The organism is Marinomonas primoryensis (assembly GCF_013372285.1).
GTDB lineage: Bacteria > Pseudomonadota > Gammaproteobacteria > Pseudomonadales > Marinomonadaceae > Marinomonas > Marinomonas primoryensis.
The window spans coordinates 2341649-2367533 of record NZ_CP054301.1 but is presented as its reverse complement, the minus strand read 5'-3'; the positions used below and the strand labels follow the sequence as shown (position 1 = coordinate 2367533).

General features: G+C 42.5%; 31 protein-coding genes and 1 other RNA gene. 18 read left to right on the top strand and 14 right to left on the bottom strand.

What is annotated here, in order from left to right; all coding sequences use genetic code 11:
* Positions 1 to 6 precede the first annotated feature (6 nt).
* On the bottom strand, positions 7 to 1236 hold the full coding sequence (locus MP3633_RS10970) for an ABC transporter substrate-binding protein (protein ID WP_176335571.1): 1230 nt from the start codon (positions 1234 to 1236) through the stop codon (positions 7 to 9).
* A gap of 186 nt (positions 1237 to 1422) precedes the next feature.
* On the opposite strand from MP3633_RS10970, the gene MP3633_RS10965 reads away from it, so the two are divergent.
* Genes MP3633_RS10965 through MP3633_RS10955 form a run of 3 tightly spaced genes read left to right on the top strand, consistent with a single transcriptional unit; the run spans position 1423 to position 5895 of the window.
* Positions 1423 to 2565, top strand: coding sequence for a succinylglutamate desuccinylase/aspartoacylase family protein (locus tag MP3633_RS10965; RefSeq protein WP_176335570.1), 1143 nt, complete (start codon positions 1423 to 1425; stop codon positions 2563 to 2565).
* 43 nt (positions 2566 to 2608) lie between these two features.
* Positions 2609 to 4915 (top strand): ATP-dependent helicase, encoded by a 2307-nt coding sequence (locus MP3633_RS10960; protein ID WP_244959605.1) that lies wholly within the window; start codon positions 2609 to 2611, stop codon positions 4913 to 4915.
* Between the two features lie 20 nt (positions 4916 to 4935).
* Positions 4936 to 5895: an isopenicillin N synthase family dioxygenase gene (locus MP3633_RS10955; protein WP_176335569.1), complete on the top strand. Its 960-nt coding sequence runs from the start codon at positions 4936 to 4938 to the stop codon at positions 5893 to 5895.
* Positions 5896 to 5973: 78 nt separating this feature from the next.
* Here MP3633_RS10955 and MP3633_RS10950 read toward each other — a convergent pair whose 3' ends face one another.
* Positions 5974 to 6759, bottom strand: coding sequence for a class II glutamine amidotransferase (locus tag MP3633_RS10950; RefSeq protein ID WP_112138226.1), 786 nt, complete (start codon positions 6757 to 6759; stop codon positions 5974 to 5976).
* Positions 6760 to 6839: 80 nt separating this feature from the next.
* Positions 6840 to 8360, bottom strand: a complete 1521-nt coding sequence (locus tag MP3633_RS10945) for a methyl-accepting chemotaxis protein (RefSeq protein ID WP_244959603.1) — start codon at positions 8358 to 8360, stop codon at positions 6840 to 6842.
* Between the two features lie 70 nt (positions 8361 to 8430).
* Here MP3633_RS10945 and MP3633_RS10940 point away from each other — a divergent pair, with 70 nt between their 5' ends.
* Entirely contained in the window at positions 8431 to 8592 is a 162-nt protein-coding gene (locus tag MP3633_RS10940; RefSeq protein WP_176333944.1) for a hypothetical protein, read from the top strand.
* Positions 8593 to 8823: 231 nt separating this feature from the next.
* Here MP3633_RS10940 and hisI read toward each other — a convergent pair whose 3' ends face one another.
* Both hisI and MP3633_RS10930 read right to left on the bottom strand, forming a co-directional pair.
* Positions 8824 to 9237 (bottom strand): phosphoribosyl-AMP cyclohydrolase, encoded by a 414-nt coding sequence (gene hisI / locus MP3633_RS10935; protein WP_176335567.1) that lies wholly within the window; start codon positions 9235 to 9237, stop codon positions 8824 to 8826.
* 75 nt (positions 9238 to 9312) lie between these two features.
* Positions 9313 to 10191 (bottom strand): 6-carboxytetrahydropterin synthase, encoded by an 879-nt coding sequence (locus MP3633_RS10930; RefSeq protein WP_176335566.1) that lies wholly within the window; start codon positions 10189 to 10191, stop codon positions 9313 to 9315.
* A 209-nt stretch (positions 10192 to 10400) separates the two neighbouring features.
* Here MP3633_RS10930 and ffs point away from each other — a divergent pair.
* Positions 10401 to 10497: signal recognition particle sRNA small type (gene ffs / locus MP3633_RS10925), an RNA gene on the top strand.
* Positions 10498 to 10639: 142 nt separating this feature from the next.
* On the opposite strand, the gene csrA is transcribed toward ffs, so the two are convergent.
* Positions 10640 to 10837: a carbon storage regulator CsrA gene (gene csrA / locus MP3633_RS10920; RefSeq protein ID WP_176335565.1), complete on the bottom strand. Its 198-nt coding sequence runs from the start codon at positions 10835 to 10837 to the stop codon at positions 10640 to 10642.
* A gap of 154 nt (positions 10838 to 10991) precedes the next feature.
* On the bottom strand, positions 10992 to 11639 hold the full coding sequence (locus MP3633_RS10915; RefSeq protein WP_176335564.1) for a helix-turn-helix domain-containing protein: 648 nt from the start codon (positions 11637 to 11639) through the stop codon (positions 10992 to 10994).
* Between the two features lie 87 nt (positions 11640 to 11726).
* Here MP3633_RS10915 and MP3633_RS10910 point away from each other — a divergent pair, with 87 nt between their 5' ends.
* The 3 genes from MP3633_RS10910 (at position 11727) to MP3633_RS10900 (ending at position 12815) form a co-directional block, all read left to right on the top strand.
* The gene (locus tag MP3633_RS10910; protein WP_084545987.1) at positions 11727 to 11912 is read left to right on the top strand and encodes a Cro/CI family transcriptional regulator; all 186 of its coding nucleotides are present in this window, start codon (positions 11727 to 11729) and stop codon (positions 11910 to 11912) included.
* A 127-nt stretch (positions 11913 to 12039) separates the two neighbouring features.
* Complete coding sequence (locus MP3633_RS10905; RefSeq protein WP_176335563.1) at positions 12040 to 12363, top strand: hypothetical protein; 324 nt, start codon at positions 12040 to 12042, stop codon at positions 12361 to 12363.
* Between the two features lie 17 nt (positions 12364 to 12380).
* A complete protein-coding gene (locus tag MP3633_RS10900; protein WP_176335562.1) occupies positions 12381 to 12815 on the top strand; it encodes an integrase in 435 nt (144 codons plus the stop codon).
* 3 nt (positions 12816 to 12818) lie between these two features.
* On the opposite strand, the gene MP3633_RS10895 is transcribed toward MP3633_RS10900, so the two are convergent.
* Entirely contained in the window at positions 12819 to 13091 is a 273-nt protein-coding gene (locus tag MP3633_RS10895; RefSeq protein ID WP_176335561.1) for a hypothetical protein, read from the bottom strand.
* Positions 13092 to 13328: 237 nt separating this feature from the next.
* Between MP3633_RS10895 and MP3633_RS10890 the strand changes: the two genes are divergently transcribed.
* From MP3633_RS10890 to MP3633_RS10855, 8 genes are all read left to right on the top strand, one after another.
* Entirely contained in the window at positions 13329 to 14402 is a 1074-nt protein-coding gene (locus MP3633_RS10890; RefSeq protein WP_176335560.1) for a hypothetical protein, read from the top strand.
* The gene (locus tag MP3633_RS10885) at positions 14402 to 16009 is read left to right on the top strand and encodes a hypothetical protein (RefSeq protein WP_176335559.1); all 1608 of its coding nucleotides are present in this window, start codon (positions 14402 to 14404) and stop codon (positions 16007 to 16009) included. Before MP3633_RS10890 ends, MP3633_RS10885 begins: the two co-directional genes overlap by 1 nt.
* Before the next feature lie 250 nt (positions 16010 to 16259).
* Positions 16260 to 16832 carry a KilA-N domain-containing protein gene (locus tag MP3633_RS10880; protein ID WP_176335558.1) on the top strand — a complete coding sequence of 191 codons (573 nt, stop codon included), beginning with the start codon at positions 16260 to 16262 and terminating at the stop codon, positions 16830 to 16832.
* 141 nt (positions 16833 to 16973) lie between these two features.
* Entirely contained in the window at positions 16974 to 17273 is a 300-nt protein-coding gene (locus tag MP3633_RS10875) for a hypothetical protein (protein WP_176335557.1), read from the top strand.
* 50 nt (positions 17274 to 17323) lie between these two features.
* On the top strand, positions 17324 to 17857 hold the full coding sequence (locus MP3633_RS10870; RefSeq protein ID WP_176335556.1) for a hypothetical protein: 534 nt from the start codon (positions 17324 to 17326) through the stop codon (positions 17855 to 17857).
* Between the two features lie 328 nt (positions 17858 to 18185).
* Positions 18186 to 18632 (top strand): translesion error-prone DNA polymerase V autoproteolytic subunit, encoded by a 447-nt coding sequence (gene umuD, locus MP3633_RS10865; protein ID WP_176335555.1) that lies wholly within the window; start codon positions 18186 to 18188, stop codon positions 18630 to 18632.
* A complete protein-coding gene (gene umuC / locus MP3633_RS10860; RefSeq protein ID WP_176335554.1) occupies positions 18632 to 19903 on the top strand; it encodes a translesion error-prone DNA polymerase V subunit UmuC in 1272 nt (423 codons plus the stop codon). Before umuD ends, umuC begins: the two co-directional genes overlap by 1 nt.
* A gap of 128 nt (positions 19904 to 20031) precedes the next feature.
* Positions 20032 to 20334: a transposase gene (locus tag MP3633_RS10855; RefSeq protein WP_217909089.1), complete on the top strand. Its 303-nt coding sequence runs from the start codon at positions 20032 to 20034 to the stop codon at positions 20332 to 20334.
* 162 nt (positions 20335 to 20496) lie between these two features.
* On the opposite strand, the gene MP3633_RS10850 is transcribed toward MP3633_RS10855, so the two are convergent.
* The 3 genes from MP3633_RS10850 to MP3633_RS10840 form a co-directional block, all read right to left on the bottom strand.
* On the bottom strand, positions 20497 to 21237 hold the full coding sequence (locus tag MP3633_RS10850; RefSeq protein WP_176335553.1) for a MipA/OmpV family protein: 741 nt from the start codon (positions 21235 to 21237) through the stop codon (positions 20497 to 20499).
* Positions 21238 to 21407: 170 nt separating this feature from the next.
* The gene (locus tag MP3633_RS10845; RefSeq protein WP_112138255.1) at positions 21408 to 22271 is read right to left on the bottom strand and encodes a sterol desaturase family protein; all 864 of its coding nucleotides are present in this window, start codon (positions 22269 to 22271) and stop codon (positions 21408 to 21410) included.
* Positions 22271 to 22450, bottom strand: coding sequence for a hypothetical protein (locus MP3633_RS10840; protein ID WP_176335552.1), 180 nt, complete (start codon positions 22448 to 22450; stop codon positions 22271 to 22273). The genes MP3633_RS10845 and MP3633_RS10840 overlap by 1 nt, the downstream gene beginning before the upstream one ends.
* A gap of 102 nt (positions 22451 to 22552) precedes the next feature.
* Here MP3633_RS10840 and MP3633_RS10835 point away from each other — a divergent pair, with 102 nt between their 5' ends.
* Positions 22553 to 23164 carry a TetR/AcrR family transcriptional regulator gene (locus MP3633_RS10835; protein ID WP_112138257.1) on the top strand — a complete coding sequence of 204 codons (612 nt, stop codon included), beginning with the start codon at positions 22553 to 22555 and terminating at the stop codon, positions 23162 to 23164.
* A gap of 96 nt (positions 23165 to 23260) precedes the next feature.
* Here MP3633_RS10835 and MP3633_RS10830 read toward each other — a convergent pair whose 3' ends face one another.
* The gene (locus tag MP3633_RS10830; RefSeq protein ID WP_112138258.1) at positions 23261 to 23692 is read right to left on the bottom strand and encodes an Lrp/AsnC family transcriptional regulator; all 432 of its coding nucleotides are present in this window, start codon (positions 23690 to 23692) and stop codon (positions 23261 to 23263) included.
* Between the two features lie 172 nt (positions 23693 to 23864).
* Here MP3633_RS10830 and ctlX point away from each other — a divergent pair, with 172 nt between their 5' ends.
* Positions 23865 to 24785, top strand: a complete 921-nt coding sequence (ctlX, locus tag MP3633_RS10825; RefSeq protein ID WP_217909003.1) for a citrulline utilization hydrolase CtlX — start codon at positions 23865 to 23867, stop codon at positions 24783 to 24785.
* Positions 24786 to 24862: 77 nt separating this feature from the next.
* Here ctlX and MP3633_RS10820 read toward each other — a convergent pair whose 3' ends face one another.
* Together MP3633_RS10820 and MP3633_RS10815 are read right to left on the bottom strand one after the other, a co-directional pair.
* Positions 24863 to 25231 carry a methionine-R-sulfoxide reductase gene (locus tag MP3633_RS10820; RefSeq protein ID WP_112138261.1) on the bottom strand — a complete coding sequence of 123 codons (369 nt, stop codon included), beginning with the start codon at positions 25229 to 25231 and terminating at the stop codon, positions 24863 to 24865.
* A 156-nt stretch (positions 25232 to 25387) separates the two neighbouring features.
* Complete coding sequence (locus MP3633_RS10815; protein WP_176335551.1) at positions 25388 to 25789, bottom strand: GFA family protein; 402 nt, start codon at positions 25787 to 25789, stop codon at positions 25388 to 25390.
* Positions 25790 to 25885: the final 96 nt, after the last annotated feature.

The window sequence follows — 25885 nt, the reverse complement described above, 5'->3', positions numbered from 1 at the left end:
GATGATTTACTGGGCGTAACGCTGACGCCATTTTTTTTCTAATGCGCCAACCCAGCTGGCGTGAGGTTCTGGTAGCGTTTTTCCAAGTTCTTCAATGTTCAGTGTTGCGATGCCACGTGGCAATGCATCGAATTTGGCTTGCTCGTCTTTAGAGAGCTTTGTGTATGACAAAACGCTTAAATCCCCCCAAACGGTCGGCGTTTGTTTTTTGATTTGTGCCTCGGGTGACAGTAAAAAATTAGCGACAACTTGTGCGCCAGCTTTCACGCCGCTGTTGTAGGGAATCGCTAAAAAGTGCGTGTTGCCAATAGTCCCGCCGGTAAATACATAAGAGCGTACAGTGTCGGGTAAGTTGCCTTTGTCGATCTGTACGGAAGCCGCCGAAATATCAAAGCTCAGGGCAACGTCTATTTCTTGATCGTCCAGTAAACGCATCATTTCTTCTGAACTGGATGGAAAGCTTTCGCCGCTGCGCCATGCGACGGTGTGTAGTTCATCAAGATAGGCCCACATTGGCGCGGTAATCTTATCAAAATCAACGCTGTCTACTGGCTGAGAGAGGGCTTTTCGGTGAGGTGAAAGTTCGTATAAAGCTTGCTTTAAAAAAGTCGAGCCAAGGAACTGCGGTGGCTCAGGGTACGTAATTCGACCCGGATGCGCTTTGGCATAAGTGAGCAGTTCGGGAATAGATTTAGGCGGGTTGCTTAAGGTTGCAGTGTCATGCATAAAGATGACTTGTGCCATGCCCCAAGGGGATTCCATGCCATCGACTGGCGTACCGAAATCTTGAGTGAGGCTTTGACGCGCGTTTTCATCGACGTATTTTGTGTAGCTGGGTAAAGTTTGGCTAAAAGGGCCAAACAGTAAGTGGTTGTCTTTCATGGCACGGAAGTTCTCGCCGTTAAGCCAAATAAGATCGATGGACCCTTTGGTGTTTTTACCTGCGGCTTTTTCAGCGAGTACGCGATTTACGGCATCGGATGTGTCGGTCAGCTTTACTTGTTTTAAGGTGACATTGTAGTCGTCTTTAATACGATCTGCCGCCCATTGAATGTAGTCGTTAATGTTGTCTGCGCCGCCCCAAGCATTAAAGTAAACGGTCTGTCCTTTGGCTTTTTGTAGGGTGTTTTTCCACTTTTCTGAGGTTGAGTTGGTTTGAGCTGAATGGGCTAGCATGGATGAGGTGGACAGTACTAATGTGGCGGCGATGGAAGCGGCAACGAACGATTTTTTCATTCCTTATCTCCTAATTATTATGGGCTATTGAGTCTAAGACGGTATGGATGTCGAATTTCTTACAGTTCTGGGAATTGTTTTTTATTAAAAATCGGTTTTAGCGTACCATGTTGCAGGCTCAAATTGGCGAATCTCACACTGTGCCTTTTCTCATTATAATATGAGCACAGCAATGTACGAGGTGTTATGTCTTATCAAATTTATTCTCATGTCTTGCCGAGTGCGACACCCGGTACCCAGCGCATTTTAAAAGCACATCATTTTGGTGAAGCGGGCGCTCGCCCTAAAGTGTATTTTCAAGCGGGTCTTCATGCTGACGAATGGCCTGGTTTTTTGGTGTTGAATAGACTGATTAAGCTACTGAAAAAAGCAGACAAATCTGGCTTGATTCAAGGTGAAATAGTCATTGTCCCAGTGGCGAATCCGATTGGTTTGGCGCAAAATTTCCACGGTTACATTCCGGGGCGCTTTGCCTTTTCGGATGGTGGCGGTAATTTCAATCGCAATTGGCCACAGCTCGGCTCAAAAGTACACAAACGCATTAAACACGATGTGACGGGTGATGCGGAAACGAATGTCACGCTGATTCGCAAGGCGATTCGAGAAGAGCTGACGTTGTTGCCAGAGAATACCGAGTTACAAGGTATGAAAAAGATGTTGTTGGCGTTGTCGATGGACGCCGATGACATTATCGATCTGCATTGTTCTGGCGAAGCGTGTATGCACGCGTATGTGGCACAAGAATTTGAGGATCACTTTAGGCCTTTGTTGGCGTTACTGGGTGCCAAGGTCGGTTTGTCAGAACTAGAAACCGGTGCGGCATCGTTTGATGAAACCAATGTCAGCGTGTGGCGGGATTTAAAAAGCCATTACGCGCATTTAGTGCCTTGGGGCAGTCGTTCTTTGACCGTGGAATTGCGCGGTGAAAATGACATTTCAGAGGAATACGCACAACAGGATGCCAAAGCGCTGCTCGATTATTTGATACTGCGCGAGGTCGTGTCCGGCGAAGCGCCAATCATTGATGACAGCGAGGTAAAATATTACCCATTAGATGCCATGGACTTAGTGAAAGCGCCGTGCGCTGGTATTGTGTGTTATCACAAAGCCATCGGCGAGGAGGTCGAAGCGGGTGAGGAAATTGGCGAAGTGGTCAACTTGATGGAAGACGATGTGGATACCTCCAGTTACCCTTTGATTGCTCGCACTAATGGTGTGTTTTTTGCTCGAGTTCAACGACGTTTGGTGGTGTATGGCGAATCCATCGCAAAAATCGCCGGTAGGGAGCATCTTGCTTTTCGTGAAATTGGGCACCTTTTCGAAGACTAGCACGTTCGAAGATTAGTAAGTTTTAACACTAGGCAAGATTATTTTGATACAAGCACAACCTAAAATAGAGGCTCATACCTCATTAACCGATGAGCAAAAGCTTGTTGTCCATCATGACCTTATGACACCCGCGAAAGTGATCGCCGTGGCGGGTGCGGGGAAAACCACTACACTCATTTCGCGTATCGAGCATTTATTGGCGCAAGGCGTTGATCCGTCTCATATCGGCGTGTTTATGTTTAATAAAAGCGCTCAGGAAGAGTTTGCAGATCGTTTGAGTAAGCGACTGATGTCGGTCGGGCATTTCCGTTCACCGAGTGTGATGACCTTTCATGCGTTTGGTATGAAGTTCTGCCGACGGTTAGAACAGCAAGGTTGGCTGCCGTCTGCAAAACTGGTCACCGATGATTTCAGTTTGATAAAAATGTTGCGTGAAGCCTTGCAGCGTTTGGTTCGAAACGGCGAAAAAATCGCCATGCTAGATGAGAAAGACTGGCTCGAAGACGTGCTGCTTTTTATCGATCAGGTGAAAGCGTCAGATCTATCGGCTTCCATCGTGTTTGAAGCCTTAGGTTGGTCGAAAGAGCGTCAGTTCTTCCCCGCGTTATACGATGAATTAGAACGGCTCCGAAAACGCAATAATATTCGTTTCTTTGCGGATTTACTCAGTGATCCTTATGAGTTAATTAGCGAACTTGCCGAGCCAGAGCGAGTTCGAATACGCGGTTTGGTACCGGACTTCCGTTATCTACTTATTGACGAATTTCAAGACATTAACCCTTGCCAATACGAGTTGCTTAAACAACTTTATCCGTCACCTTGCCAATGGATGATTGTTGGCGATGTGCAGCAATGTATTTATGAATGGCGTGGCGCAAGTCCAGATATCATGGCGACACAATTTGATGAAGACTTTGCCAGGGTGGCAACGTATCCGCTGAGCACCAGCTTTCGTTTTGGTCATGCAGTAGGGTTAATGGCGTCGAGCGTAATCAGTGAAAACGATCCGGATGCTTTAGTGATTGGCGCGGGGGAACGCACCCGAGTGTCCTTTGCTCGCGCGCCAAAAACCGGTAAGGCGTTGCTGGGTGAATTAAAAGCGTGGGTTGATGAAGGTAAAGCCTTGAGTGACACGGCAGTATTAGTGCGCTTATACAGCGACATGGTGCCGGTGCAATTGGCCTTGATGCACAAAGGCGTACCGTATCAGTTGCACGGTGATTCGCCATTGTTGGAAAACCGCCAAATTCGTATGTTGATGGCGTATTTGGCGGTGATTGCTGGTGGCTTAGAAAACACAAGCGCGTTTTTTCGTCCTGATGAAGTTGAATATTTGCTGACCGTACCGAGCCTTGGTGGCTCGTTTGCGCAACGTAAAACCTTGATTCAGCAAGCCAAGCAATCGCCGCATTTATTACCACAAATTATCGAATCAGTCGCAGATGCAACCGAGGGTTGGCGCGCCAAAAAACTGTATGAACGAGCCGATTGGTTACGCAGTTTAACCATTTATCGTACTGATCCCGCACAAGGTTTGGCTCACACTTTGGAGAAGCTGGGCATTTATCGTTACTTTGAAAGTACCAGCAGTAAGGATATTCAAACTCAAGAAAAAATCGCCACCTGCGATGCGTTTATGGCCTATGTTCGCGGTGTGGGTGGTGACGCTAAATCTATTTTAGAGCAACTGGCCGCTTTGAACGAACGACATACCGATGACAGCCACGGCGTGCATTTGATGACGATTCATAAATCCAAAGGGTTGGAGTTCGATCAAGTATTGTTGTCGGGTTTACAAGAGGGACGTTTCCCTTATTACGAGGAAGACCTCAGCGCGATAGATAAGCAAGCCGCGATGGATTTAGCTTCAGAGCGACGTTTGTTTTATGTGGCCATTACGCGGGCGAAACAAAAATTAGTGTTACTAGAAACACCAACGCCAGATGAGCATAAACGGATGAAACAAGGGGATATTCCGCGCGCTGCGCTAAAGAGCTTGTCCTTGTCGAGATTTGTGTTTGAAGCTCAACCTTATGCGGTCAGTCGCATCTGTGAAGCGTGGTATGTTGAGGCCAATGACGATCCCATTGATACAGAAAAAGGTTCGGTTTTTCAGCGTTATTTGAATGCCGTGACACCGTCGCCATTGCTGACTTTTCGCCATCGGGTAGAAGGTAAAAGTCATTTAAAACCGGGTGACAAAGTACGTCATGACCAGTTTGGACAAGGCGTTGTGGTACGACAAGAGCAAGGCGAGAAACAGATGATCTTCGTAGACTTTGGCGAGATTGGCCTAAAACGTTTTAATCCAAAGCACACTCAATTAATTAAACTGTCTTCACGAACGTAATTTTAAATAAGAGAAACAAGATGTCCATTCCTTTGATTGATCTAGCTAAATTAACCCATGAGAGTGATTTGATTCGCCAAGATGAAATACGCAGCTTAGACACCGCGTGCCGAGAAATAGGTTTCTTTTACCTAACCAATACGGGCATACCAAAAGAATTGATGGCGGCGTTGATGCGCGAAGCCAAGCGCTTCTTTAATCTGCCGCAAGAAGATAAAAATACCATCGATATCAAGAACAGCATTAACCATCGTGGCTACGGTAATATTGGTGAAGAACAGCTGGACGAAGTGAGCCATGCGGATTGGAAAGAGACCTTTGATATGGCGTTGGATTTTCCTGCCAACCATCCCTTGGTGGCAAAATACCCGACCATGTATGGGCCAAATCAAAATCCAACGAACCCTAAGACAGTAGAAGTTTTACAAGATTACTATGTAGAAGCGTTCACCGTTGCGCAAAAATTGCTAACAGCGATGGCGCAAGCGCTGTCTTTAGACGATGATTTCTTTACTCGTTGTTTTACTGATCACGTAACGGTATTGCGGATGATTCATTATCCGCCACGTCCAGTGAACGACCATGATAATGGCGCGGGCGCTCATACAGATTACGGTTGTGTGACCTTACTATTGCAAGATCAGATTGGTGGTTTGCAGGTGAAAAATCGCCAAGGTGAGTGGGTCGATGCGACGCCGATTGATAATGCGCTAGTGGTGAATATTGGTGACTTGATGCAGCGTTGGACCAACGATGAATACGTGTCGACAGCGCACCGAGTGCGAGCGTCTTTGCCCGATGTGCATCGTTACTCGTTTCCGTTCTTTGTCGAGCCTGACTACGAGACCAGCGTCACTTGCGTTCCAAGCTGCGCAACTGAACAAAAACCAGCGAAATACGACGCCATATTAAGCGGTGATTGGATTCAATCGCGTTTTGATGCAACGTACGCTTACAGAGAAAAAGACGAAGCGCTTTAATTCTCGCATTCTCGTTAGCGGTAAAGGCTAAACGGTACGGACTAAGCCGTTGCCAAAAAAAGGGTAAAAAAATGACCGCTAAGCGGTCATTTTTAATAATTCTGGTAATGGTTTAATGTGATATTTATTTTTATTGATTCTTGCAATGTGACCCGCAGGAACCAGTGTCCAGCTATCGCTCGATAGATCTAATGGTTCAGAACCAATCACAATGTGATGATCGAATTCTTTGCAGTACAGGCTTGGCGCTTGTTCGTCGCTGGAAAAACGCACCGCAATAATATCTTCACCGTCTGAAAATACGGCAGTAAAACGCAGCGGGTCTACAATTTTTTTGAGCTTCATCATGTCGATGATTTGCGTCAAAGTAACGCTGATCGCATGTTCTGGATTGGCTTCTAAACCATTGGCAATCATCAACAAAAAAATAACTTCTGAGTCTGTCGCGCCGTGTCGATGGCTATATAGGTATTCGGGAATCAGACGATCCAACTGCCAGCGTAAAGATTCATAGCCGCCAATTTGACCGTTGTGCATGAACAACCAATTTTTGTAACTGAATGGATGGCAATTAGAGCGGTTGGTTTCTGTACCGGTTGAAGAGCGAACATGGGCAAAGAATAAGCCGCTTTTAATGTGTTTGGCGAGGCTTTTTAAATTACTATCGCTCCAGGCTGGCAATACTTCGTGATACAGGCCGGGTTCTTCTCGTTCATCGTACCAGCCTAAGCCAAAACCGTCGGCATTCACGGTGACTTCTGATTTTCTCGCGCTTAAGCTTTGGTGTATTAAAGAATGCTCTTGTTTAAAGAGCAATGACTCAAGGTATACGGAATCCCCTTGATACGCCATCCAACGACACATGTGTTTCTCCTAGAATGAAAAAAGAGAAGTAATTTACTTCTCTTTTTATCTTAATTTAAAACGCTATTTTTGTGATAGTGCTAGACATTGAAATAACTGATTTTAGCGGATAGTTGCGTAGCTAACGCCGCCAATTGCTCCGCCGATTGGCTAATGGAGTGTATGGATTTTGTCGTTTTGGACGTAATGTCAGTGATGTTCGAAACATTACGGCTCACTTCAGCGGTAACGGCCGCTTGCTCCTCTGCCGTTGCTGAGATCCTGTCATTCATTTCACGAATCTTGGACACAGATGTATTTATATTTTGCAGCGATTCTTCTTCGTGCTTCACCTGAGTCACCGCATCGGTAGAACGCTGATGACTTGATGTCATGGCCTTTACGGCAGATGTTGCCCCAGTTTGAAGAAGCGTAATCATTTTCTCTATTTGCTGAGTGGCATTCTGCGTATTTTGAGCTAAATGGCGTACTTCGTCCGCGACGACGGCAAAGCCTCGTCCTTGCTCACCAGCACGCGCAGCTTCAATGGCAGCGTTTAGAGCGAGTAGATTGGTTTGCTCTGCGATGCCCAAAATAACGTTCAGAATGTTACTGATCTCTTTGGTGTTGGATTGCAGTTCATTGATCGTCGTTGCCGAGCTGGCAATTTCTGAGGCCAACTCTTCAATGCTACTAATGGTTTTCGTCACGATAGCTGTGCCTTCGTTCGCCGCCGTTTCGGCATTATGAGCGGCTTGGCTGGCATCGGTTGTGGATTCAGAAACATGAACGGCCGTTGCTTGTATTTCCTGAATCGCCTGAGAAATAAGGTTGGTTTCTTCTTGCTGACGATCCACCATGTCGGAAGATTCGTCCGTAATGCGGTTTAGGTCGTTGGCCGCGTTCGTTAGCATGGCGCTGGACTCGGAAACATCGTGTAAAATACTGCTAAGCTGAACAACCAGTTTGTCCATTGCCGTTTCTAACATGCCAATTTCATCTTTACGTGTGCTGGCAACTTTAGATTGAACTAACTCACCTGACGCGATCTCTTCTGCACGTCGTACGGCTTTAATGAGCGGTTTGCATATACCGTTTACAATGATGATGCTGACCGTAATGCCGATAGCTATCAATACAGCCGCCAATACGCCGCTGGCATAAATAGTCTGGTCTAGTTTGTTGTTTTGATTTTCAGCAACGGTGGTGTTGTATTCATCGATAGAAGCAATAATAACTTCCATTTGTTCGTTGACGCTGATTAAGCTGGCATCTGCCAAACGTCGAGCTTTGTTGGCCTGCATTGTTTTTAGTTTCACCCACCAACTGTAAGTTTCTGTACTGGCTTCTAGGAAAATCGCTTGTTGCTCTTCAAGGGTGGTAATTTGTTCAAAAAGACTGTTTAAACCGTCATTCTTTGGCATAGTGCCAAGAATGCTTTTAACATTTTCTATACTAGCGATCATCTCATCCGTGTAGGTTTTAAATTTTTCAGCCGATTCTGCGATTTGCTCCGTTCCGTATCCACCCATGGATTTTGCGATAGACACTTGGAAAAAACCACGTTCAAATTCGACGGATTGTTGAAGTAATAACTGACGACTTTTTTCTAGGTTTTTCATTAATTGGAGGCTCTGTGATGAGAGGCTCTGTAATTCAGACGAAACAGATTTACTTGAAAGGGCAGAGCTTATGCTCATACCAACAATGACCAATGAAAAAAGTGCGATGAGTGAGAGTATTTTTGTTCGTACGGAAAAATTCAGCATGTTTAAATCCAATGAATTAACGGTGTTTGGTGATATCTCTTTCCAGCAATACTTATGCCAATCAAGTTACGTTCCCTCACTCTAGGAAGGTAACCTTTAACTAGATTGCGTAACGTGTACTTTTTAATCTGTATTTGGCAACGTTTTGATTTATTTTGAGAATGTTCAGTTAACGGAGTTTTTAATGATTAATTTCAATGACTCGTTGAAGCGTGAAATGTGCAATAAAAACTGATGCTTATAAAGATAACGTGAAATGAAGAAAGAAGCATAGTGGTATTTCTTCAAAATGCTTCATTTATGTGCGTTTGTTGCGTTACTTGTCAGAAGAGGGTGCCGAACTGATCACGACGTCGTTGCCGTCAACCGTAAAAAAGAAACAATCACGGCGATTCGTATGACAAGCAGGACCTTTCTGATTTACTTTGAGTAGGATGCAATCACCGTCACAGTCAAACGACATAGACACCAACGTCTGGCGGTGGCCAGAGCTTTCACCCTTGCGCCAGTATGTTTGACGAGAGCGAGACCAGTAACAGACTTGCCCTGTTTCCAAGGTTTCACGAATCGATTTTTCATTCATGTAAGCCAGCATTAATACTTCGCCAGTATCGTGTTGCTGTGCAATGGCGGCGATCAAACCGTGCTCGTCTGTTTTTAAATTCGCTAATACCGTGTCCAGCGATAGCTTGTCGCCTTTGGCGAGGTTTTCGTATTCTTTTAAACTCATGTTATTACCTTCTGTAGAAAGTATTTTCTCTAAAGAGTGCTTTCTTTAAAGAGTACTTTTTTAAAGGGCGTCTTTTTAAAGAGACACCTTATGATCTGAGATCGCCCCTTTGCCGATACCTTCAAAGCCATGAGCTTCGATGTGCGTACCAGGGTTTTCTTGAGCCAATACGTTTGCAATATGAGCAGAGAGAGATTCCACCGTTGTATCGCAATCCAACATGTATACTTGATTGCTGTCTATCATGAGTTCAAATAACCCTTGCTGACTGGTGTAGCTGAAACAATGATAACGACGGCCGTCTTCTTCAATGTACTTATCTAAGTCTTCTTGTGTGCCTAAATAAATGTCTTTCCAGCGATCTGCCCAGTCTTTTTCCATGGCGTCATTACGAATGCCATCGGCGTATATTCCAACCGTAGAACGATGACCGTGGGCAATACGCTGGCAATTACCGGCGTGCTTTTTCAAACCGTGGCTATATTGGTATTCTGCACCGTCAATTTTTTCTGGTGAAAAACGTACACTGACCGCTTCAAGTTCCGCTGGTAACAAGTTCAATATTTGTGATTCAACCCACTTTGCGGCGGCATCAGGCGTAATCTTCGCCATTGGTAAAACACAAATAGCCTGAGCTGGCGCGTCACATTGAAAGCGGCGGCTGTCGTCTGGGTTTTCTTTACTATGATCAAAGCGAAACGAAACGCGATCATTGGTTAGCTTGGTTAAAGACGACCCAACATGTTTAGCAGGAATGGCCAGCATGTGATCGATGTGATCATCTAACCATTTTTTGATGTGCTTCTTAACAATACTAAAATCGCAAATCATGCTCTCGTCATTTAACTTACCAGTCAGAACGATGTCCGTCTGCCAGCTTTCACCCAACAAACCACGTTCCGTATCGAAGTACGATAAATCTACATGGGTAAGGTTTTTTACAAATAGCTTCAACGTGCGACTCCTCAATGCTTAATGGCGCGTATCTTACCGTAAATAAATAAGTCGATACAGAGTGTTACAGCTTAGGAAAAAAGCAATGGAGTAATGAAATAGAGGCATTTTTTTAAGTATTTGAAAATACGCAAGAAAGGCGGTTGATATTTCAATTTGGCTGCGTATAATTGCGCCCCAAGGTCAACAAGCCTCCTTTATGGTGTCTCTGCTGGTCCCCTCGCAACGATAAACCGTGAACCTGGTCAGATCCGGAAGGAAGCAGCCACAGCGGTGGACTTGTGTGCCGAGGTGCGGCTGGTAGAGGTGCCACCTTAATCTCTATCTCTATCCCTCTCCCAAAAAAAGAACGACAAATCCCTTAAAGAATTATTTTATTCCCGAGTATTACTGCGCTTTTTTCGTGATCTCTGTTTTTTTTGCATTGAGATTTTATGCCGCTCACTCGTTACGGCCAATACGACTCATTATCCACTTGACGCTTTTGATCCTCGATCCGTTTATAAATCTCTTCCCTATGCACTATCACGTTTTTTGGTGCTGTTACGCCGATACGGACTTGTCCGCCTTTTACGCTGATGATTTTGACTTGAATGTTGTTGTCGATATTGATGGTTTCGTTTATCCGTCGAGTAAGAATGAGCATACTTTTTCCCTTCCCTGTTTGGTTATTTCAAAACGAAAGTTTATATATTTAAACCAATAAAAGTCAATAAAAATATACTTGGTGAAGTTTATCTGATAGCACAGGCACAAAAAAAGCCACTTACTGTGGCTTTTTTTATTGGTGAAGAGAGGTGTTAAAGTAAAATTTTGGCCTCTACCACAACACCAATGATTCGATAATTATCGTAAACAGCAAGAGCGTGATAATTAGGGTTTAGTGGTTTTAGGTAGGTTTGACCGGCATCCACGACGAGCTTTTTAAATGTCAGCTCATCGGTTGAATCCAATTGAGCCACCACCAAATGCCCATTTTCTGCGGCCGCAGTAGGGTCGACTAAAATCAAATGACCTTCGCCAATGCAAGGACCAATAGGGGAGATCATGCTGTCTCCTACCGCCGCCATCCAAAACGCACTATCGCTTATTGTAGAAGGGGCATGTTCCCATTGAGTGTTTTTTTCTAAGTTGGGATGATCATGGTAGCCGTTCCATTTTTTCGCTAAATCATCGTTAATGACGGGCAGTAGTTTGGTGGCCGTCTGCGTTGAATTTACATGAGAAGAATGAGCATAGGTCTGATCGGAAGAGATTCCCCCAAATAACCAATTGGCATCACAGCGAAGCGCTTTGGTAAGAGAGACAATGTACTTTCCGCCAGGCGACGAAATGCCATTGAGCCACTGACTCACCGACCCTTTGGTCGCGCCAGTCATTCTCGCTAAGTCGACGGCTTTTAAATTGTGCTCCGTCATTTTTTGTCTGATTCGGTCTGAAATATCCATGTTAAGAATACTAAACTATATTGAGTTTGTTTTTATTTACTTGTAAGGTTTATAAAAACAAACTTCAGGGTTGGGAGGTATATTGTCATGCACAAGGAAAAAGTCATTCGCTATTTTGGTACTCAGCAGTGCTTGGCCAGCACATTGAGTATTTCATCAAGCTCGATTTCACAGTGGGGAAACGTGATCCCAGAAAAACAAGCCTTACGAATTGAGAGGCTCACCAATGGTGTACTGAAATACGACGCAAGGCTGTATATCAGATCAGTGTAGTGAAACAGGGCGCTTTATGTTTACTCATTATCGCGGCGCTCAAGATAGCAAAGCTTAAGAAAGTAGTGATTCAGAAAACAAGCGCTAAAGGGCGGCTTCAGAAAAGGGATGATTAGGAGAGGGAACGATGAAGAATCAATCAAGTTATTTTGCTGGAAAACCTGACCCCAGCTTCTTGCCCATAGAAAAAGCCTTATCAAGCTTAAGTTACGAATGCGCAGCCGTGATTCGCTGTTTTTATCATTGTGGCTTACACGATACGTCAATGTGCCAACACTTTATGGAAATTCAGAGTTTTATTGATGCCGCGATGAACGATATCACTCTATTTAATGACAATGCTAAAAGCCTAGATAAACTCGGAGATTTTTACTTTCAAGGAAAAAATACAGATGTAAGGTTTAGATTAGATGTGCGTAAGTTTTTTCAGCTAATCAATAGTGATAGGTAGATATTTAACGTAAATGGTTGGATTTAGGGTTAGCCGCGTCCAGCTACATAGGCAACCACCTACTGACACAGCTCGACCAAGTGCGACTCAACCACATCGACAAACCCTTACTGTACAAGCAACTCTACATGCCCATGCAAAGTGACTACGCGCTGTCCACCATAAAAGGCGTGCTTGGCGTACTCAAAACCGCCTTTAGCCGCGCCAAAGAACTCAGCCTCATCGCCAGCAACCCCACCAAAAACATCACCCTAAGCAGCTTCACCACCTCCCAGCCCGACAGCCAACCAGGGCGACTCAAACCCCACGACCTACCCGCGTTACTCGCCGCCATCCACAAACAACCCACATCACGGCGCGTCTTCTTCATGACGCAACTGCTCCACGCCACGCGAGAAGGCGAAACCAGCCTTGCCGAATGGAAGCACTTTTCGTCCAGCGCGTTGGAATAGTACCTACCGGCAGAGAACACCAAAAACGGCACCGAGCACCGCTTGCCCATCACCCAACACGCCATGGACCTGATCAACAGCCTGCCCAAACGTGGCACCTATATATTCAGCGTCAAAGGCATCAAACCCATTACCACACGCACCATAGAGCGTTGGTATCAAAGCCTCAGCGATGACGTCGGCATCAAATTCACAAGCCACGACATACGCAAACTCGCCCGCGACAGCTGGCAAGACAATGAGAGAGGCGCATCGACTGGGATTTCTTGTATTCAAAAGTGGGGAGATGCTACTCAACCACGAACGGGACGGACTGGACAAGCGCTACATGCACACCCATTCCAGAGAACAGATGCGCAAAGCGTTGGGGGAGTGGGGGAGGTTGGTGTTTTTATAATGAAATGGTTATATTTGAGTCAATATTATGTAAGTTTTAAATTATACTGTACATGCATACAGTGTTATTCTATTCTGAATAAGGCATGGATGCTGTGTACGAAACAGGAGGTTTTAGTGCCAGTTATTTCTTATGGTCATACATTACATAAATTAAGTGTACATGCTACAGACCCAGTTGATGTTGCATTCCCTGCAGACACAAGTTATTTAGAGCAATATATTAATATGGTTGTTGAGGATGTGATTGCTAGCCCTAGAAGTTGTAAATTTAGGTTTGTTGAACCCTTCGAATTGGTCCCATCTAGACTTTTATCACTTATTAATAAAAGTGAAACTTTTGAAGCTATTTCAGAAGATATTGTTAAGAAGCTGCATTCTGAAGAATTGGAAGTACAAAAGATAATAGAAAAGTTAAATAATGAAGTAAGTAAAGGGGTCTTAATTCAAGTTTACTTTAATCATGATGGTTTAAATAAATATCTCATAATCAAAGTTGATGATAATGAGTTTTTAGACTTGACAACTCTGAAACTTACTGATGGATTGCCTTCAGAAAAAACTAGAACACAAAAGACAGCTTTAATTACATTTAACGGAAATGAAATTTCAGAACTCTTGGTTTCCGATAGTAATAGTAAGATCTCAAGATTTTGGTGTGATAGATTTCTTCGCGCTGAACCATTGGTTTCATCTGAAATAAATACTTTTGAATCTTATACATCGATAGATAAAGTTTTAAGCAAAGTTAAAAAGAATTCTAGGTATGATTATCTTTTACTTAAAAATGGAATGATTAATTATTATAGAAATAATGATGGATTTGTTTTCGATGATGTTGTATCGATGATTAAAAATCATACAGTTGAAAATAAAAATATTTTAAATAAGATTGAAGATTATGACGAAAGTAAGTCGTATAAATTTGATGAGGTTTTCCCAGATATAATAACTGAAATTGAGTCTCTCCCTGATGTAAAAGGCTTTGATAGAGCCTTTGATATTACTAAAAGTGCGATTAAGTCAAGATTAAGTAATACTGTTGTTTTGGATGAATTTTTTGATTTGAACATTAAAGGTGATCTTAAAGATTTGAAAGGGAAAATCAAAGCAGGGATAGAGGCTGATGGTCGTAAATTCATTAAAATATATTCTGAACTTGGATATAGAGAATTTGAGAAAGGTGAGTAGTGATTAACTCTTTTGCTAATGATCTTATAAGATTATTTTTTGCTTCTGATTTTAAAGTTTACATTAGTAGCTTTGATAGCTTTCAAGTGAAAGCTAAAGTAAAAGCTGAGGAAATTTTCTATCCTAATGTTGACGAGTTGTTTGATTTATTTAAATTAGTTGAGGGGAAGAACTTACAGATTTCATTTGGTGGCTTTGGGAGTAGTGTAAGATTTTCTACAAATAAAGATGATTACTCTGAAAAAATGAGTGAATTGAAACAAGAAGTTCAAGCGTTAGATGATGATGAATTAGTTGAATTTGAGTTGGAGGTTTTAGATTTACGCAGTGAATCATCTGTTGATATATTTGATAAAACAGCTTTCTTTTTATACTTGTCTACTTTAAATGCTCAAACTCTTTTAGAAGAGTTTTCTAAGTTTAGTTTCGATGGAAAAATTGAGTTTAGGTTTTGGGAAGACATGAAATCGTTTAATAGCGAATCAATTTTTTTCATTTCCACTTACTCTAATAATGAAAAAAATCTAGACTTTTCTTTCATTAAAGAAAAGAAAAGGAAAAAAGTTATATTGGATAGAGCGAAAATAAGTCACTTTGTTAACGCTAAAGATAATTTTCTGATTCCTGATGATTTTAAAATTATTAATGGTGATGCTCATAATGAGATTGCTGGTATTTTGAACGGCATTCTTGGGGTTTTATGTCTTACTTTTATATCGGACTTTTCTTCTATTCATGATGATGATTTAGAGATTCAGATTAAAGGATATAAGAAGGTTCTTGATAAGTTATCTTTTAGTGAAATGAAGGTTGCTAATCATGATGAAATTTATAATGTTTATTCATGGGCTTACTCAGAAGGTAGTTTTGTTGATAAAATTGGAGTTGCTAGAAATGTAATGTCGATACATCTAGTTGATGGTCGTCTTCTCAATATCGAGAATGGACTTTTAGACTCTATTTTGTCTGGATATGACTTATATCTTAAAGAAAATGTAAAGCAATATATCGAAATAAAAAATAAGATAAATGATTTTTTATATGGTCAATCTGATAAGGCGCTTGATTTAACTAAAAGTGTATTTTCTACCGTAAAAGCTGGGATCTGGACTTTTATGACCTTCTTCGTGACTGTATTCTTGCTAAGAGCTATAAGTGGTAAGAGTTTGGGGGGGGCTATAAGTTATGAGGTTCTTCTTGTTGCTGTCCTATTAGTTATTATTTCAAGTATTTACTTTTGTGTATCTATTTTTGAAATTAACGTTGATAAAAAAAGACTTCTAGAACGATATGATGAAGTTAGAAACAGATATAAAGATCTTCTGAATGAGTCGGATCTTAATAAAATCATTAATGTGAATTCAATATCTCAAAAAGAATCCACATATATTGATAAGAAAAGAAATTTATATTGTTTAGTTTGGTTTTTGATTTGTTTTTTTACACTGGCTACAGTTTTTTGGCTATATAAACAAACTAATGATGTTGCACCTTTACCAGCTAATACGAATATAGAGTCTGAGGAAATTATTTTGAACTTAGAAAGCGCTCATATAAATTTTAGCTCCGACAAAGACGGTAGTTTCTTGACCCCCGCCAATCGTTGATCTACTATTTCCTTGCACTGGCAAAATCCAGTGTCGGGATTGCAACCCCGTTTGAACCGTAGCGGCCTAAAACACGCACCGCGTGTTTTTTTGTGGCCGGAGTCCGCCTGTTATGGTGGGTCTTTGTTTGGGCTAACTTCGGTTAGGCCGTTCCTACGGGCGGTTGTTGCAACCTGAATTTAGATCCACCACCTTATACGAGATTGCAACCTTGTTTAGGTGGTCTAACTTAGACCGTAGGAGGCCATAGATGGCTCATTTAATTATCTCTTCAAAAGACATCCGCACACTCGACGGATTGTATTCCCTTAATGATCTTCATAAAGCCGCTGGCTCAGAGTCGCGTCATTTACCAGCACAATTCCTAAGAAACCAACAAACCAAAGAGTTAATAGCTGAAATTGAAAACTATGCTAATTCGCATAGTTTAGCTGTTAATACAAATCAGGGTAGAAGTGGTGGCACTTGGGTGTGCAAAGAACTGGTGTACGCTTACGCCATGTGGATCAGCCCCAAGTTCAACCTGCAAGTCATCCGCGCCTTCGACCAAGCCCAACCAGAGCAACCGCAAGAACCCATCCAACAAGGCTTATCCGCCACCATCCAAGACGACGAAAAACTCAAACTCATTAACGACATCGCCCAATCCTTGGGAATAACAGAAAGCATTGTCGTCGTCCCCGCCGCCGATATAATGAATATGGTCGAAACCATCCGCAAATACCAAATCGCCGTTGATCAGCTTCAAACTAACCCACTACGGATCGATGAAACCATCGAGCGCGTCAAAAACACCACTGGCCGGCACTTCGGGGAAGGTTAGAACAGGGAAGGAACAGAAAAGGGGGGAGCTTCAAAAACTTATAAATTTACTATAAATTATTGTCACGCTTCATTTTTTATGCAAAATACTTACATCACACTGACTGTGATGATTTAAGTATATTAACTTTAAGGATGAGTAATGAATAAAATATTCTGCGTCTTGATTCTAGGGGCTTTTCTAGCTGGTTGTGCATCAATTCCAAAGCAGACGGTTGATCAAAAAGTTACTAAATATGAGCAGCAATGTCTCCCTCTAATGAATACAATAATTGAAGAAAAACTAAGTCGTGCTGAAAACACTAGTACCCGTGAAAAATGGGAAGAAGTGATTTTGGGTGATTATAGAACCGCTAAAAATACTAGTAATAGCGAGTCAGTAAGAAATGAAGCAATTGGAAGTGCTATTTTGAATTGTATGGTGCAAGAGAGATTACGTTAGTAGCAGACCTCATTAAAACTATTGTGAAAGTTTGATAAAAGGAAAAATCAATGCATAAAATAATGTTGAGAATAGTCGCCTGCTCTTTGCTGGTAGTTGGACTGGTTGGTTGTAGTACTACTCCAATGATTAAGACAACGGATCAGCTATATATTGAAAATATTTCTCTTACGCTAACCGAGTCAGTAACACCAGACATTGAGTATTATTCACAAGAAGAAATGCAAAAAATCTTCGAAGATGTACTGACAAAACGCTTAAAAGAAGAAAATCTATTAACATTGGATAACACCCAAAATTCGTTGAGTATTGAAATAACATACCGTAGACAATTTGCTGGCGATGGTACCCCGTTTCCTTCTGACTCTCTTCGTGGTCCTCGCATTGGTTATACAATCATCGTTAAAGATGGAAGTAAGGTTCTAACTAAAGAAAATCAATTCGGTTTGGAATATGTTGGGAATATGTTAATGAAATTGAAGATCGCCAGTTACACAATGAGAGAAAAATCTGATGAAGATGCGCTTATTAAAGGTGTGGCAGCAATGATCGCAGAAGATATTGAAGACTTAGAGAAACAGTAGAGTTTTTGTAAAAACTTACCAAATCATTCTCACCAAAAAGGCGATCCAAAGATCGTTTTTTTAAACCACCTTCGGGTGGTTTTTTTTCGTCTGAACTAAACATATTCATCATAAAACATCTGTGATTTGCTGCCAACAGGCCGCCATTGAGTTGATCAAGCGCTTTGCTTTAGCCCAATAAATGATATTTGGGGCCAGATGAAAAACTCTCTTTGGCCTCTCATTTCTGGTCGCAAAATCGGAAATCCTTCCTCTTACAAAAATTCACTTGGTCATTCACGCTGCTTAAAACTATACTGTATATCCATACAGTATTTTGGTGTTTGTTATGCGTGTGACTTATCTTGGTGTTTCAGAGTCGGCGGCGTTTATCGCGGCTAACAGTGTGCGAATCCCTTTGTATGTGGATTCCGTGTCGGCGGGGTTTCCTTCTCCTGCTCAGGACTTTGTTGAAAAATCCTTAGACTTAAATGAGTTCTGTGTCGCTCACCCAGCGGCGACGTTTTACGTGCGCGCTCAAGGGGATTCGATGATCGATGCGGGCATACATTCGGGTGATGTTTTGGTGGTGGATCGCTCGTTAACGGCACGTCACGGAGACATTGTGATCGCCTGCATTCATGGGGAAATGACCGTAAAAACTTTAGAGCTTAAGCCCAATGTGTTGCTTCGCCCGAAGAACAAAGCCTATAAAGCCATTCATATTACCGAAGAGTCCGAGTTGGAAATTTTCGGTGTGGTCACGGGCGTGGTTCGTAAGTACGAGCGCGGTTGATGAAGACGGTCTTTGCGCTTATTGATTGCAATAATTTTTACGCCAGCTGCGAGAAGTTGTTTCGGCCAGATTTGAAGCATACACCCGTTGTGGTGTTGTCGAATAATGACGGCTGTGTGGTGGCTCGATCCAAGGAGGCAAAGGCGCTGGGGCTGAAAATGGGCGTGCCGCTGTTTCAGGTTCAGGACGAGATAAGAAAACACGGCATTGTGTGCTTTTCGTCGAATTATGCCCTGTATGCGGATTTGTCGAATCGCGTGATGACCATCATTGAACAAGAGGCGCCTCGGGTGGAAGTGTATTCCATCGATGAGGCGTTCATGGATTTAACCGGTGTTGATCATGTGGTGGATTTGCTGACCTTTGGCAAGCAGGTGAAAGCGAAGGTAGATCAATGGACGGGCATTACCGTGGGTGTGGGCATTGCACCAACTAAAACGCTGGCAAAGTTGGCCAATAATGCGGCGAAGAAGTATCCGGCGACAGGGTCGGTGGTGGATTTGATGGATTCCGATCGGCAAAAACGCTTGCTGGCGTTGGTTGATGTGAGTGACGTGTGGGGCGTTGGTCGTCGTACCACGGAGAAGTTACGATCGAGGGGCATTCATACGGCGCTGGATCTTTCTAATGCCGACCCGAAAACCATTCGAAGTGAGTTTTCTGTGGTGATGGAGCGAACCGTTCGAGAGTTGAATGGGGTGTCGTGTTTGGATTTGGAATGCGTCAGGCCAACGAAACAACAGATTATTTGCAGTCGGTCATTTGGTCATAAGGTGACAGACAAGCAAGAACTTCGGGAAGCGATCGCTAAATACACAACTAGAGCGGCCGAAAAACTCCGCGGGGAAAAACGCCTGTGCCGTGTGGTGAGCGTGTTCATTCGTACCAGTCCCTTTATTCCAAACGAACCGCAATACGCGAGAACCCTATCGGCAGAACTGCCCAACCCAACCGACGACACGCGAGATTTACTAGACGTAGCCGATGTGATGTTTCACCAACTCTGGCGTGCAGGTTTCCGCTATATGAAGGCTGGTGTGATGTTGGCTGACTTCTATGAACACGGCGCCTTTCAGCAAGACTTATTCCGATTAGACAGCACAAAACTCAACTCAAAAGCCCTAATGACCGTCGTGGATCAAATCAACCACAGCGGCCTCGGCAACGTCTTCTTCGCCTCGCAAGGTGTATCGCCACAGTGGACGATGAAACGAGAGCATTTGTCGCCCGCTTATACGACCAAGTGGAGTGATCTACGAAACGTGTATTGAAGGCATAAGATATTTTGGGTCAGAGCAAAATTAAATCTACTCCCTAGAAAATTCCTCTTGGTGCTATCCTTTTCTATATTAAAGTATGAGAGAAAGGAGCCTCCATGCCACGTCGCCCAAGAGTTTAAATTCCAGATTATGCCGAGCACATTATTCAGCGCGGTAATAACCGCCAGCCTATTTTTTTTGCCTGCGATGAAGGCATTAAAGCCTATGCTTATTGGCTTCGTGAATACGCTGAAAAGTTTGAAGTATCGATACATGCTTGGGTGTTTATGACCAACCATGTTCATTTATTGTGTACACCCAGCAACACGTTCGATATTTCAATTATACCTATCAGCGTACTGGCATCTTATGGGAAGGGCGTTTTTAATACAGGTGATATTGAGGCTGCCAACCGAACCGCAAAGAATAATGTATGGATATAGATTCGCTAATACCAGCTTGAGATGGTTTTTTGATGCGGGTCCGCGCAGTCTGAACTCAAACAAAAAACGATACTCCTACTGAAGACTATGAATAAAATAGGGCCAGAGTAAAGCTAAACTGGCCCTTCAAAAAACTAGAGGTATTATTCAATTTCCAAGGTTTTAAAAGGTATATATCAATATAACTTCAACGGCCGTTTTAGTATTTTTTGTAACGATGGGACTCGCTTCTACATTATCGCTAAAGCGAATGTGCGTAAGGTCGGTTGAAAGCGTGAATTTTTCCGATAAAGGTTTGATCATGCTTATTCCATACGTTGTATAGTGAGTGCTTTTAGAGGTGTGTGTAGCGATAGCGCCGCTAGTGCGAGTAGACTCGGCAAAAGAAACGGAATATAAGTGCTGACTTAATTTTTCACTATTGTACGTATAGCCAATAGAGCCTATTAAAGTATAAGAACCTTGGTAAAGAGGTATGCTAATCAATGAATTAGCAGAGAAACCATCAGATTCTCCTGATAAGTCTTGCTCTAGTTCAATTTTGAGAATCCCTAATTCAATGGTAGATTTAGCGGTTAAGCCTCCTTTACGTTCATCTAGCTTTTTAATGTTGTTGTCATCTGAATTACTAGGATCAAAAAAAGATTCGTTGTAGTTTAGAGAAAAATCTATTTCTTTTGAAGCATGGTAGCCAATGGATGTTCCTTGGAGGAAAAAACTATCGCTGTCATAAGAAAGAAAAGGAAGGCTTTCTACACCACGATCAACCCCCTTATAAATTGAAGTTGAGTAATTGGTAAAAAAGCCTAATTCAAAGTTGCTTGAATGATTTTGGGCTAAACAAGAGCTTGTTGAAAAGATGGCTAATAACACTAAAATAATTTTATACGTGTGTTCATACATAACGATACTCCATTACCTTCGTATGATTTTTTGGTCTGAGCAACATATCGCCACTGACTAACGAAGGTTTTTCTGTGCAACAGGCTTCATACATCATTTGAAAGATCAGATGCGTTAGGCGCTTAGGACTTGAATTCGGGGGGAAAGGGCGGTTCTTAATAGCGTTTGGGTTAATCTCCACGGTCTTTTGGCTTCCAGCCAGGTCGATAAAACAGGAAGCCAACGGCATCACTTAATTTCTTAGTCTTCAGAATGTCTTTGATGATCTTCCAACATTCATAAAAATTAATAACCAGTGGATTCCAAGAACTAATAGGTGTCGTAATGCCGTATACAACTTTTTCTTGTTCTGATTTATACGTGCCAAATAGGCGATCCCATATGATTAAAATGCCGCCGTAATTTTTGTCGTGATATGGCTTGTTAGATCCATGGTGTACTCTATGGACAGACGGTGTATTAAAAACCCGATCCACCCACCCCAGTTTTCCAATTTTTTCTGTATGGATCCAAGTCTGATAAAGAACAACAATAGACAATGCGATGAAGGTTTGGATTGCACTGAATCCTATTAATATCATTGGCACAAAAAACAGCCACTCTACCATGCCCTCTACCCAAGCAAGGCGAAGTCCAGTCGTTAAGTTAAACTCAGGTGAAGAGTGGTGAACGCTATGATACGACCATAAAACACGCACTTGGTGTTCACATCGATGCATCCAATAATAGGTAAAATCAGCCATCAAAATGGCCATGATCCAGCTCCACCATGCTGTTGAAATAGTAAAAAAGGCGTAGGTTTGGGCGATGAATAATCCTAGAATAAAAACGAGTCCAAAAAGTGTTCGATCTAGTAAGTGGTTAGCAATAGCAATGATGAAATTCGCAGTGGTTTCTTTTAAACTTACCCGTTTTTTTATAGAAAAATCCCACAGTGTTTCCGCTATGATTAGAAGAAGAAAACCAAGTCCGATTGCTTCTAATACGCCGAGTACATCTGCAAACGCTTCAAATTGTTTGTCGATATAGTTCATTACTTTTCCACCTTATCTGTATTTTCTTCTGGTAAGAAATATAGAAACCAAAGGAGCCAGCAAAGATTGAGTAAATCCAGTGCGCTGCCTGTGCCCTGAAAGTAGCTAAGAACCTCTGGAAGCTTGTATAGCCCAATGCTCCCGAGAAATCCTAACCACCAATGTTTTTGCATAATCATAGCCATTACCTTATTATTAAAAATGAACAAGAAAATGAATGAACGTACGTTCGTTGTAATTTTAAACATGACTATGCTGATAAATCAAGTTAGAGTCAATATATGAAAAAAATACTGAATAAAAATCTCAGCCGAGATGAATCTACTCGAAAACGACGTGAGTTAATTCTAGAGACCGCGATAGAGTGCTTTGTGCTTAAGGGTTTTCATCAGACGAGTATTCGAGACATTGCTAACAGTGCTTCTATTAGCCTTGGCGGTCTTTATAACCATTTTGATAGTAAAGACGCTCTTATCTCTGAGATAGCGGTTCTTGAAGCGGTTGAACTCGAAAAGTTTGAAATGATACTCGCAAAATATAATGATCCTCTGGTCGCGATAGAAAAATTTTCTAGCGAATATTTGCACTATATTCAACAGCAACCCAACGCGACTTTGACCGTTGAAATAACGGCTGAAGCGATACGAAATCCTATTATTGCGGAAGGCTTTATTGCGAACAGAAAAAAAATGTCAGAATCTATATCAAGCGTTTTATCCAAGGGAATTGAGCTCAAACAGTTCGACCCTAAAATGAACACTAAAGAGGTTGCTGAACTTATCATCGATTTAGTAGAAGGGTTGGGATTAAGGTCTGCTTTTTTAGGTAAAAAAACCAGTAAAGTATCCAGAGCATCCTTACAATACATGATTAAAAAATGCTTAAGTATCTAAGGATTATACTTTAAAGGCTTTAGATAAAGGTTTTATTGTTTGCTTATGACGTAATGTTTTTTTCACTTACTTAGTGAAGCGGAGCGTTGCACTACACTACATGCTTGAAAGTAATAAACTGGTTTCGCTGTTCAATATGCCATCCACTTCTCTTACTCGACGCAGCACTCGATCAAACTCACCCAAGCTAGTGGTTTGTAATTCTGCCACTAAGTCCCAAGCGCCATTGGTTGTATGTAAGGTCACTAACTCGGGAATACCACGCAGTTTTTTGATGACTTGTGAGGTGGATTTCCCTGCGACTTCGATCATCATCATGGCGCGCACGGTTTCTTTTTCCACTTCTTGATGCACTCGTACGGTAAAGCCTAATATCACGCCGCTGGAAATCAGTCGATCAAGACGATTCTGCACCGTCGCTCGGGAAACTTTGAGTGTTTGTGCTAGATAAGAAATCGAGGCGCGGCCATCTTTTCGTAATTCGGCGATCAAGGCGCTGTCGAGAGAGTCATAAATATAAGGGGTCATTATTACCACTGAGACAAGATGGAATTACAAACGTGATTTAACAATTAGACAAGTGTGACTTATCAATATGTAATAAAACGTATCGAATTTTATAAGTAACTGACATTTTAAACAACACTAGCACTCTTTAATATGAGCATCTACTCCACTGACGCGATGAGAGATGTGTTGCATGATAAATAGCTTTGTTCATTCCCAGCCACCAGAAGCCATTGTGATGGTTCGGCCCCATTACTTTGTTTCAAACCCTGAAACCATGGCTGACAACGCTTTTCAGCGAACAATTCATACAGAGTCTGCTTCAGAATCCGCTTATGACGAAGTGACTCGAGCGGTGGATATATTAGAAGCAGAAGGCGTGACGGTGCATGTGTTTGAAGACACAAGCAACGCAACACCAGATTCTGTGTTTCCTAACAATTGGTTTTCTACGCATCATCACGGCACCTTGGTGAAATACCCAATGTACGCCCCCAATCGCCGTCAAGAATACCGCCAAGACATCATGGATTATTTAACAGAAGAATATGATTATTCTCACATAGTCGACCTGCGTGATGCGGCCAACCAGCACGAATTTTTAGAAGGTACAGGGTCCATTGTGTTTGATCATCGCAATAAGGTCGCGTACGCCGCGGCGTCGAAACGCACTCACGAACGTTTGTTTTATTCGCTGTGTGAATCAATTGGTTTTCAAGGCGTGTTGTTCGATGCGGCGGATGAAAACGGCATTCCTGTGTATCACAGCAATGTTTTGATGTGCATTAGCAGTCAGTTTGTCATGATCGGCATGGACATGGTGGCGCCAAAAGATCGCGGAAGGCTTTATTCGTTATTTGAGCAGGGTGGTTTGACTGTGATCGAATTAAGCCATCAACAAATACGAAATTTTTGTGGTAACGCGATTGAGTTAAAAGGGAAAGCAGGGTGTTTATTGGCATTGTCTTTAACGGCATTTCATGCGCTAACAGATTCGCAAAAAACCATTATTCAGCAATCAAATATATTGCTGCCATTGGCGGTATCTACTATTGAGTCGGCTGGTGGTTCGGTGCGTTGTATGATTGCAGGTATTCATCGCCGAATAGAGTAAAGTTTGCTAGAAAAAGGGTAAGAATTACCACAGGTAACGTGCGGTATCTGGCTTGCACGCTACCCTAATGGCGGGAGTTAAGCGTTGCTTTTGAATTTCATGGAAATGGAATTCACACAATGGCGGATGTTGTTTTCCGTGAGTCTTTCGCCTTCAAATACATGACCAAGATGGCCTTCGCAATTCGCGCAAACGATCTCAACACGACGACCATCTGCATCTGGAACACGCTTGACGGCGTCTTTGATTTCATCGTCAAAACTTGGCCAGCCGCAATGGGAAACAAATTTATGTTCAGAGGTATAAAGTGGCGCGTCACACTGGCGGCAAACGTATAAACCGCCTTCCATTGTGTCTGTGTGTTCTCCAGTAAATGGGCGTTCTGTGCCTTTATCAAGAATCACACTGGCTTCAGTTGGCGTCAGCTTGTTGTAGGGTTTACTCATATCAATTCACTCTCTTACCGCTGTGATGGGACTTAATTAATGTAAATTATGTCATGCCTTATCTTAGGATACTAAGACAATAAAATGAACGATGAGTTCTATTCGGTAATAAAAAAAGGAGCACTCGCTCCTTAGATTACTCGTTGAAATTGACGATCATACGACTTGTCGTTCATCGTACTGAGGCTTGTCATCGCAGATGTCATGCCATTCGGCTTTGGAGCCGACAAATATATGAGAAGAGGGCTTTCCGTCAATTTTGGTATCGAGTGTGCCTATTCTAAGGCGCAATAATTCAGGCATGTGCGGGCGACGACTATAAAGCGGTGAAGCGCATGTTTTGCAGAATACGCGGAAAACATCCGGTGTTGACTCGTATTCCGCCAGTAACTCTTTGCCTTTCAAAAGAACAAATGCCGTGGTTGGAATAGCGGCATTGGCTGCAAAGGCGGAGCCATTGGCTTTGCGGCATTTTTGACAATGACACTGCATGATGTCACCCAGTTCACCGCGTATCTCGTATTGAATGCCATTGCATAAACAGCTGCCTGATAACATAAGGTTCTCCTGATTATTGTTGTGTTTCGCGTATTTTAAGATGCGTTTCAGTCGCTAAAGTAACACTGATTGTTACGTTGTAACAACCTTGCTTTG

Bases quoted from the DNA above. Each gene is read 5' to 3' on its own strand.
- MP3633_RS10880 (WP_176335558.1), top strand. From the start codon at position 16,260: ATGGCTCATTTAATTATCTCTTCAAAAGACATCCGCACACTCGACGGA.
- MP3633_RS10970 (WP_176335571.1), bottom strand. From the start codon at position 1,236: ATGAAAAAATCGTTCGTTGCCGCTTCCATCGCCGCCACATTAGTACTG.
- hisI (WP_176335567.1), bottom strand. From the start codon at position 9,237: ATGAGTTTAAAAGAATACGAAAACCTCGCCAAAGGCGACAAGCTATCG.
- MP3633_RS10955 (WP_176335569.1), top strand. From the start codon at position 4,936: ATGTCCATTCCTTTGATTGATCTAGCTAAATTAACCCATGAGAGTGAT.
- ctlX (WP_217909003.1), top strand. From the start codon at position 23,865: ATGATAAATAGCTTTGTTCATTCCCAGCCACCAGAAGCCATTGTGATG.
- MP3633_RS10870 (WP_176335556.1), top strand. From the start codon at position 17,324: ATGCATAAAATAATGTTGAGAATAGTCGCCTGCTCTTTGCTGGTAGTT.
- MP3633_RS10940 (WP_176333944.1), top strand. From the start codon at position 8,431: ATGCTCATACCAACAATGACCAATGAAAAAAGTGCGATGAGTGAGAGT.
- csrA (WP_176335565.1), bottom strand. From the start codon at position 10,837: ATGCTCATTCTTACTCGACGGATAAACGAAACCATCAATATCGACAAC.
- MP3633_RS10945 (WP_244959603.1), bottom strand. From the start codon at position 8,360: ATGAAAAACCTAGAAAAAAGTCGTCAGTTATTACTTCAACAATCCGTC.
- umuD (WP_176335555.1), top strand. From the start codon at position 18,186: ATGCGTGTGACTTATCTTGGTGTTTCAGAGTCGGCGGCGTTTATCGCG.
- MP3633_RS10905 (WP_176335563.1), top strand. From the start codon at position 12,040: ATGAAGAATCAATCAAGTTATTTTGCTGGAAAACCTGACCCCAGCTTC.
- MP3633_RS10950 (WP_112138226.1), bottom strand. From the start codon at position 6,759: ATGTGTCGTTGGATGGCGTATCAAGGGGATTCCGTATACCTTGAGTCA.
- MP3633_RS10915 (WP_176335564.1), bottom strand. From the start codon at position 11,639: ATGGATATTTCAGACCGAATCAGACAAAAAATGACGGAGCACAATTTA.
- MP3633_RS10815 (WP_176335551.1), bottom strand. From the start codon at position 25,789: ATGTTATCAGGCAGCTGTTTATGCAATGGCATTCAATACGAGATACGC.
- MP3633_RS10875 (WP_176335557.1), top strand. From the start codon at position 16,974: ATGAATAAAATATTCTGCGTCTTGATTCTAGGGGCTTTTCTAGCTGGT.
- MP3633_RS10835 (WP_112138257.1), top strand. From the start codon at position 22,553: ATGAAAAAAATACTGAATAAAAATCTCAGCCGAGATGAATCTACTCGA.
- umuC (WP_176335554.1), top strand. From the start codon at position 18,632: ATGAAGACGGTCTTTGCGCTTATTGATTGCAATAATTTTTACGCCAGC.
- MP3633_RS10910 (WP_084545987.1), top strand. From the start codon at position 11,727: ATGCACAAGGAAAAAGTCATTCGCTATTTTGGTACTCAGCAGTGCTTG.
- MP3633_RS10830 (WP_112138258.1), bottom strand. From the start codon at position 23,692: ATGACCCCTTATATTTATGACTCTCTCGACAGCGCCTTGATCGCCGAA.
- MP3633_RS10965 (WP_176335570.1), top strand. From the start codon at position 1,423: ATGTCTTATCAAATTTATTCTCATGTCTTGCCGAGTGCGACACCCGGT.
- MP3633_RS10840 (WP_176335552.1), bottom strand. From the start codon at position 22,450: ATGATTATGCAAAAACATTGGTGGTTAGGATTTCTCGGGAGCATTGGG.
- MP3633_RS10850 (WP_176335553.1), bottom strand. From the start codon at position 21,237: ATGTATGAACACACGTATAAAATTATTTTAGTGTTATTAGCCATCTTT.
- MP3633_RS10845 (WP_112138255.1), bottom strand. From the start codon at position 22,271: ATGAACTATATCGACAAACAATTTGAAGCGTTTGCAGATGTACTCGGC.
- MP3633_RS10820 (WP_112138261.1), bottom strand. From the start codon at position 25,231: ATGAGTAAACCCTACAACAAGCTGACGCCAACTGAAGCCAGTGTGATT.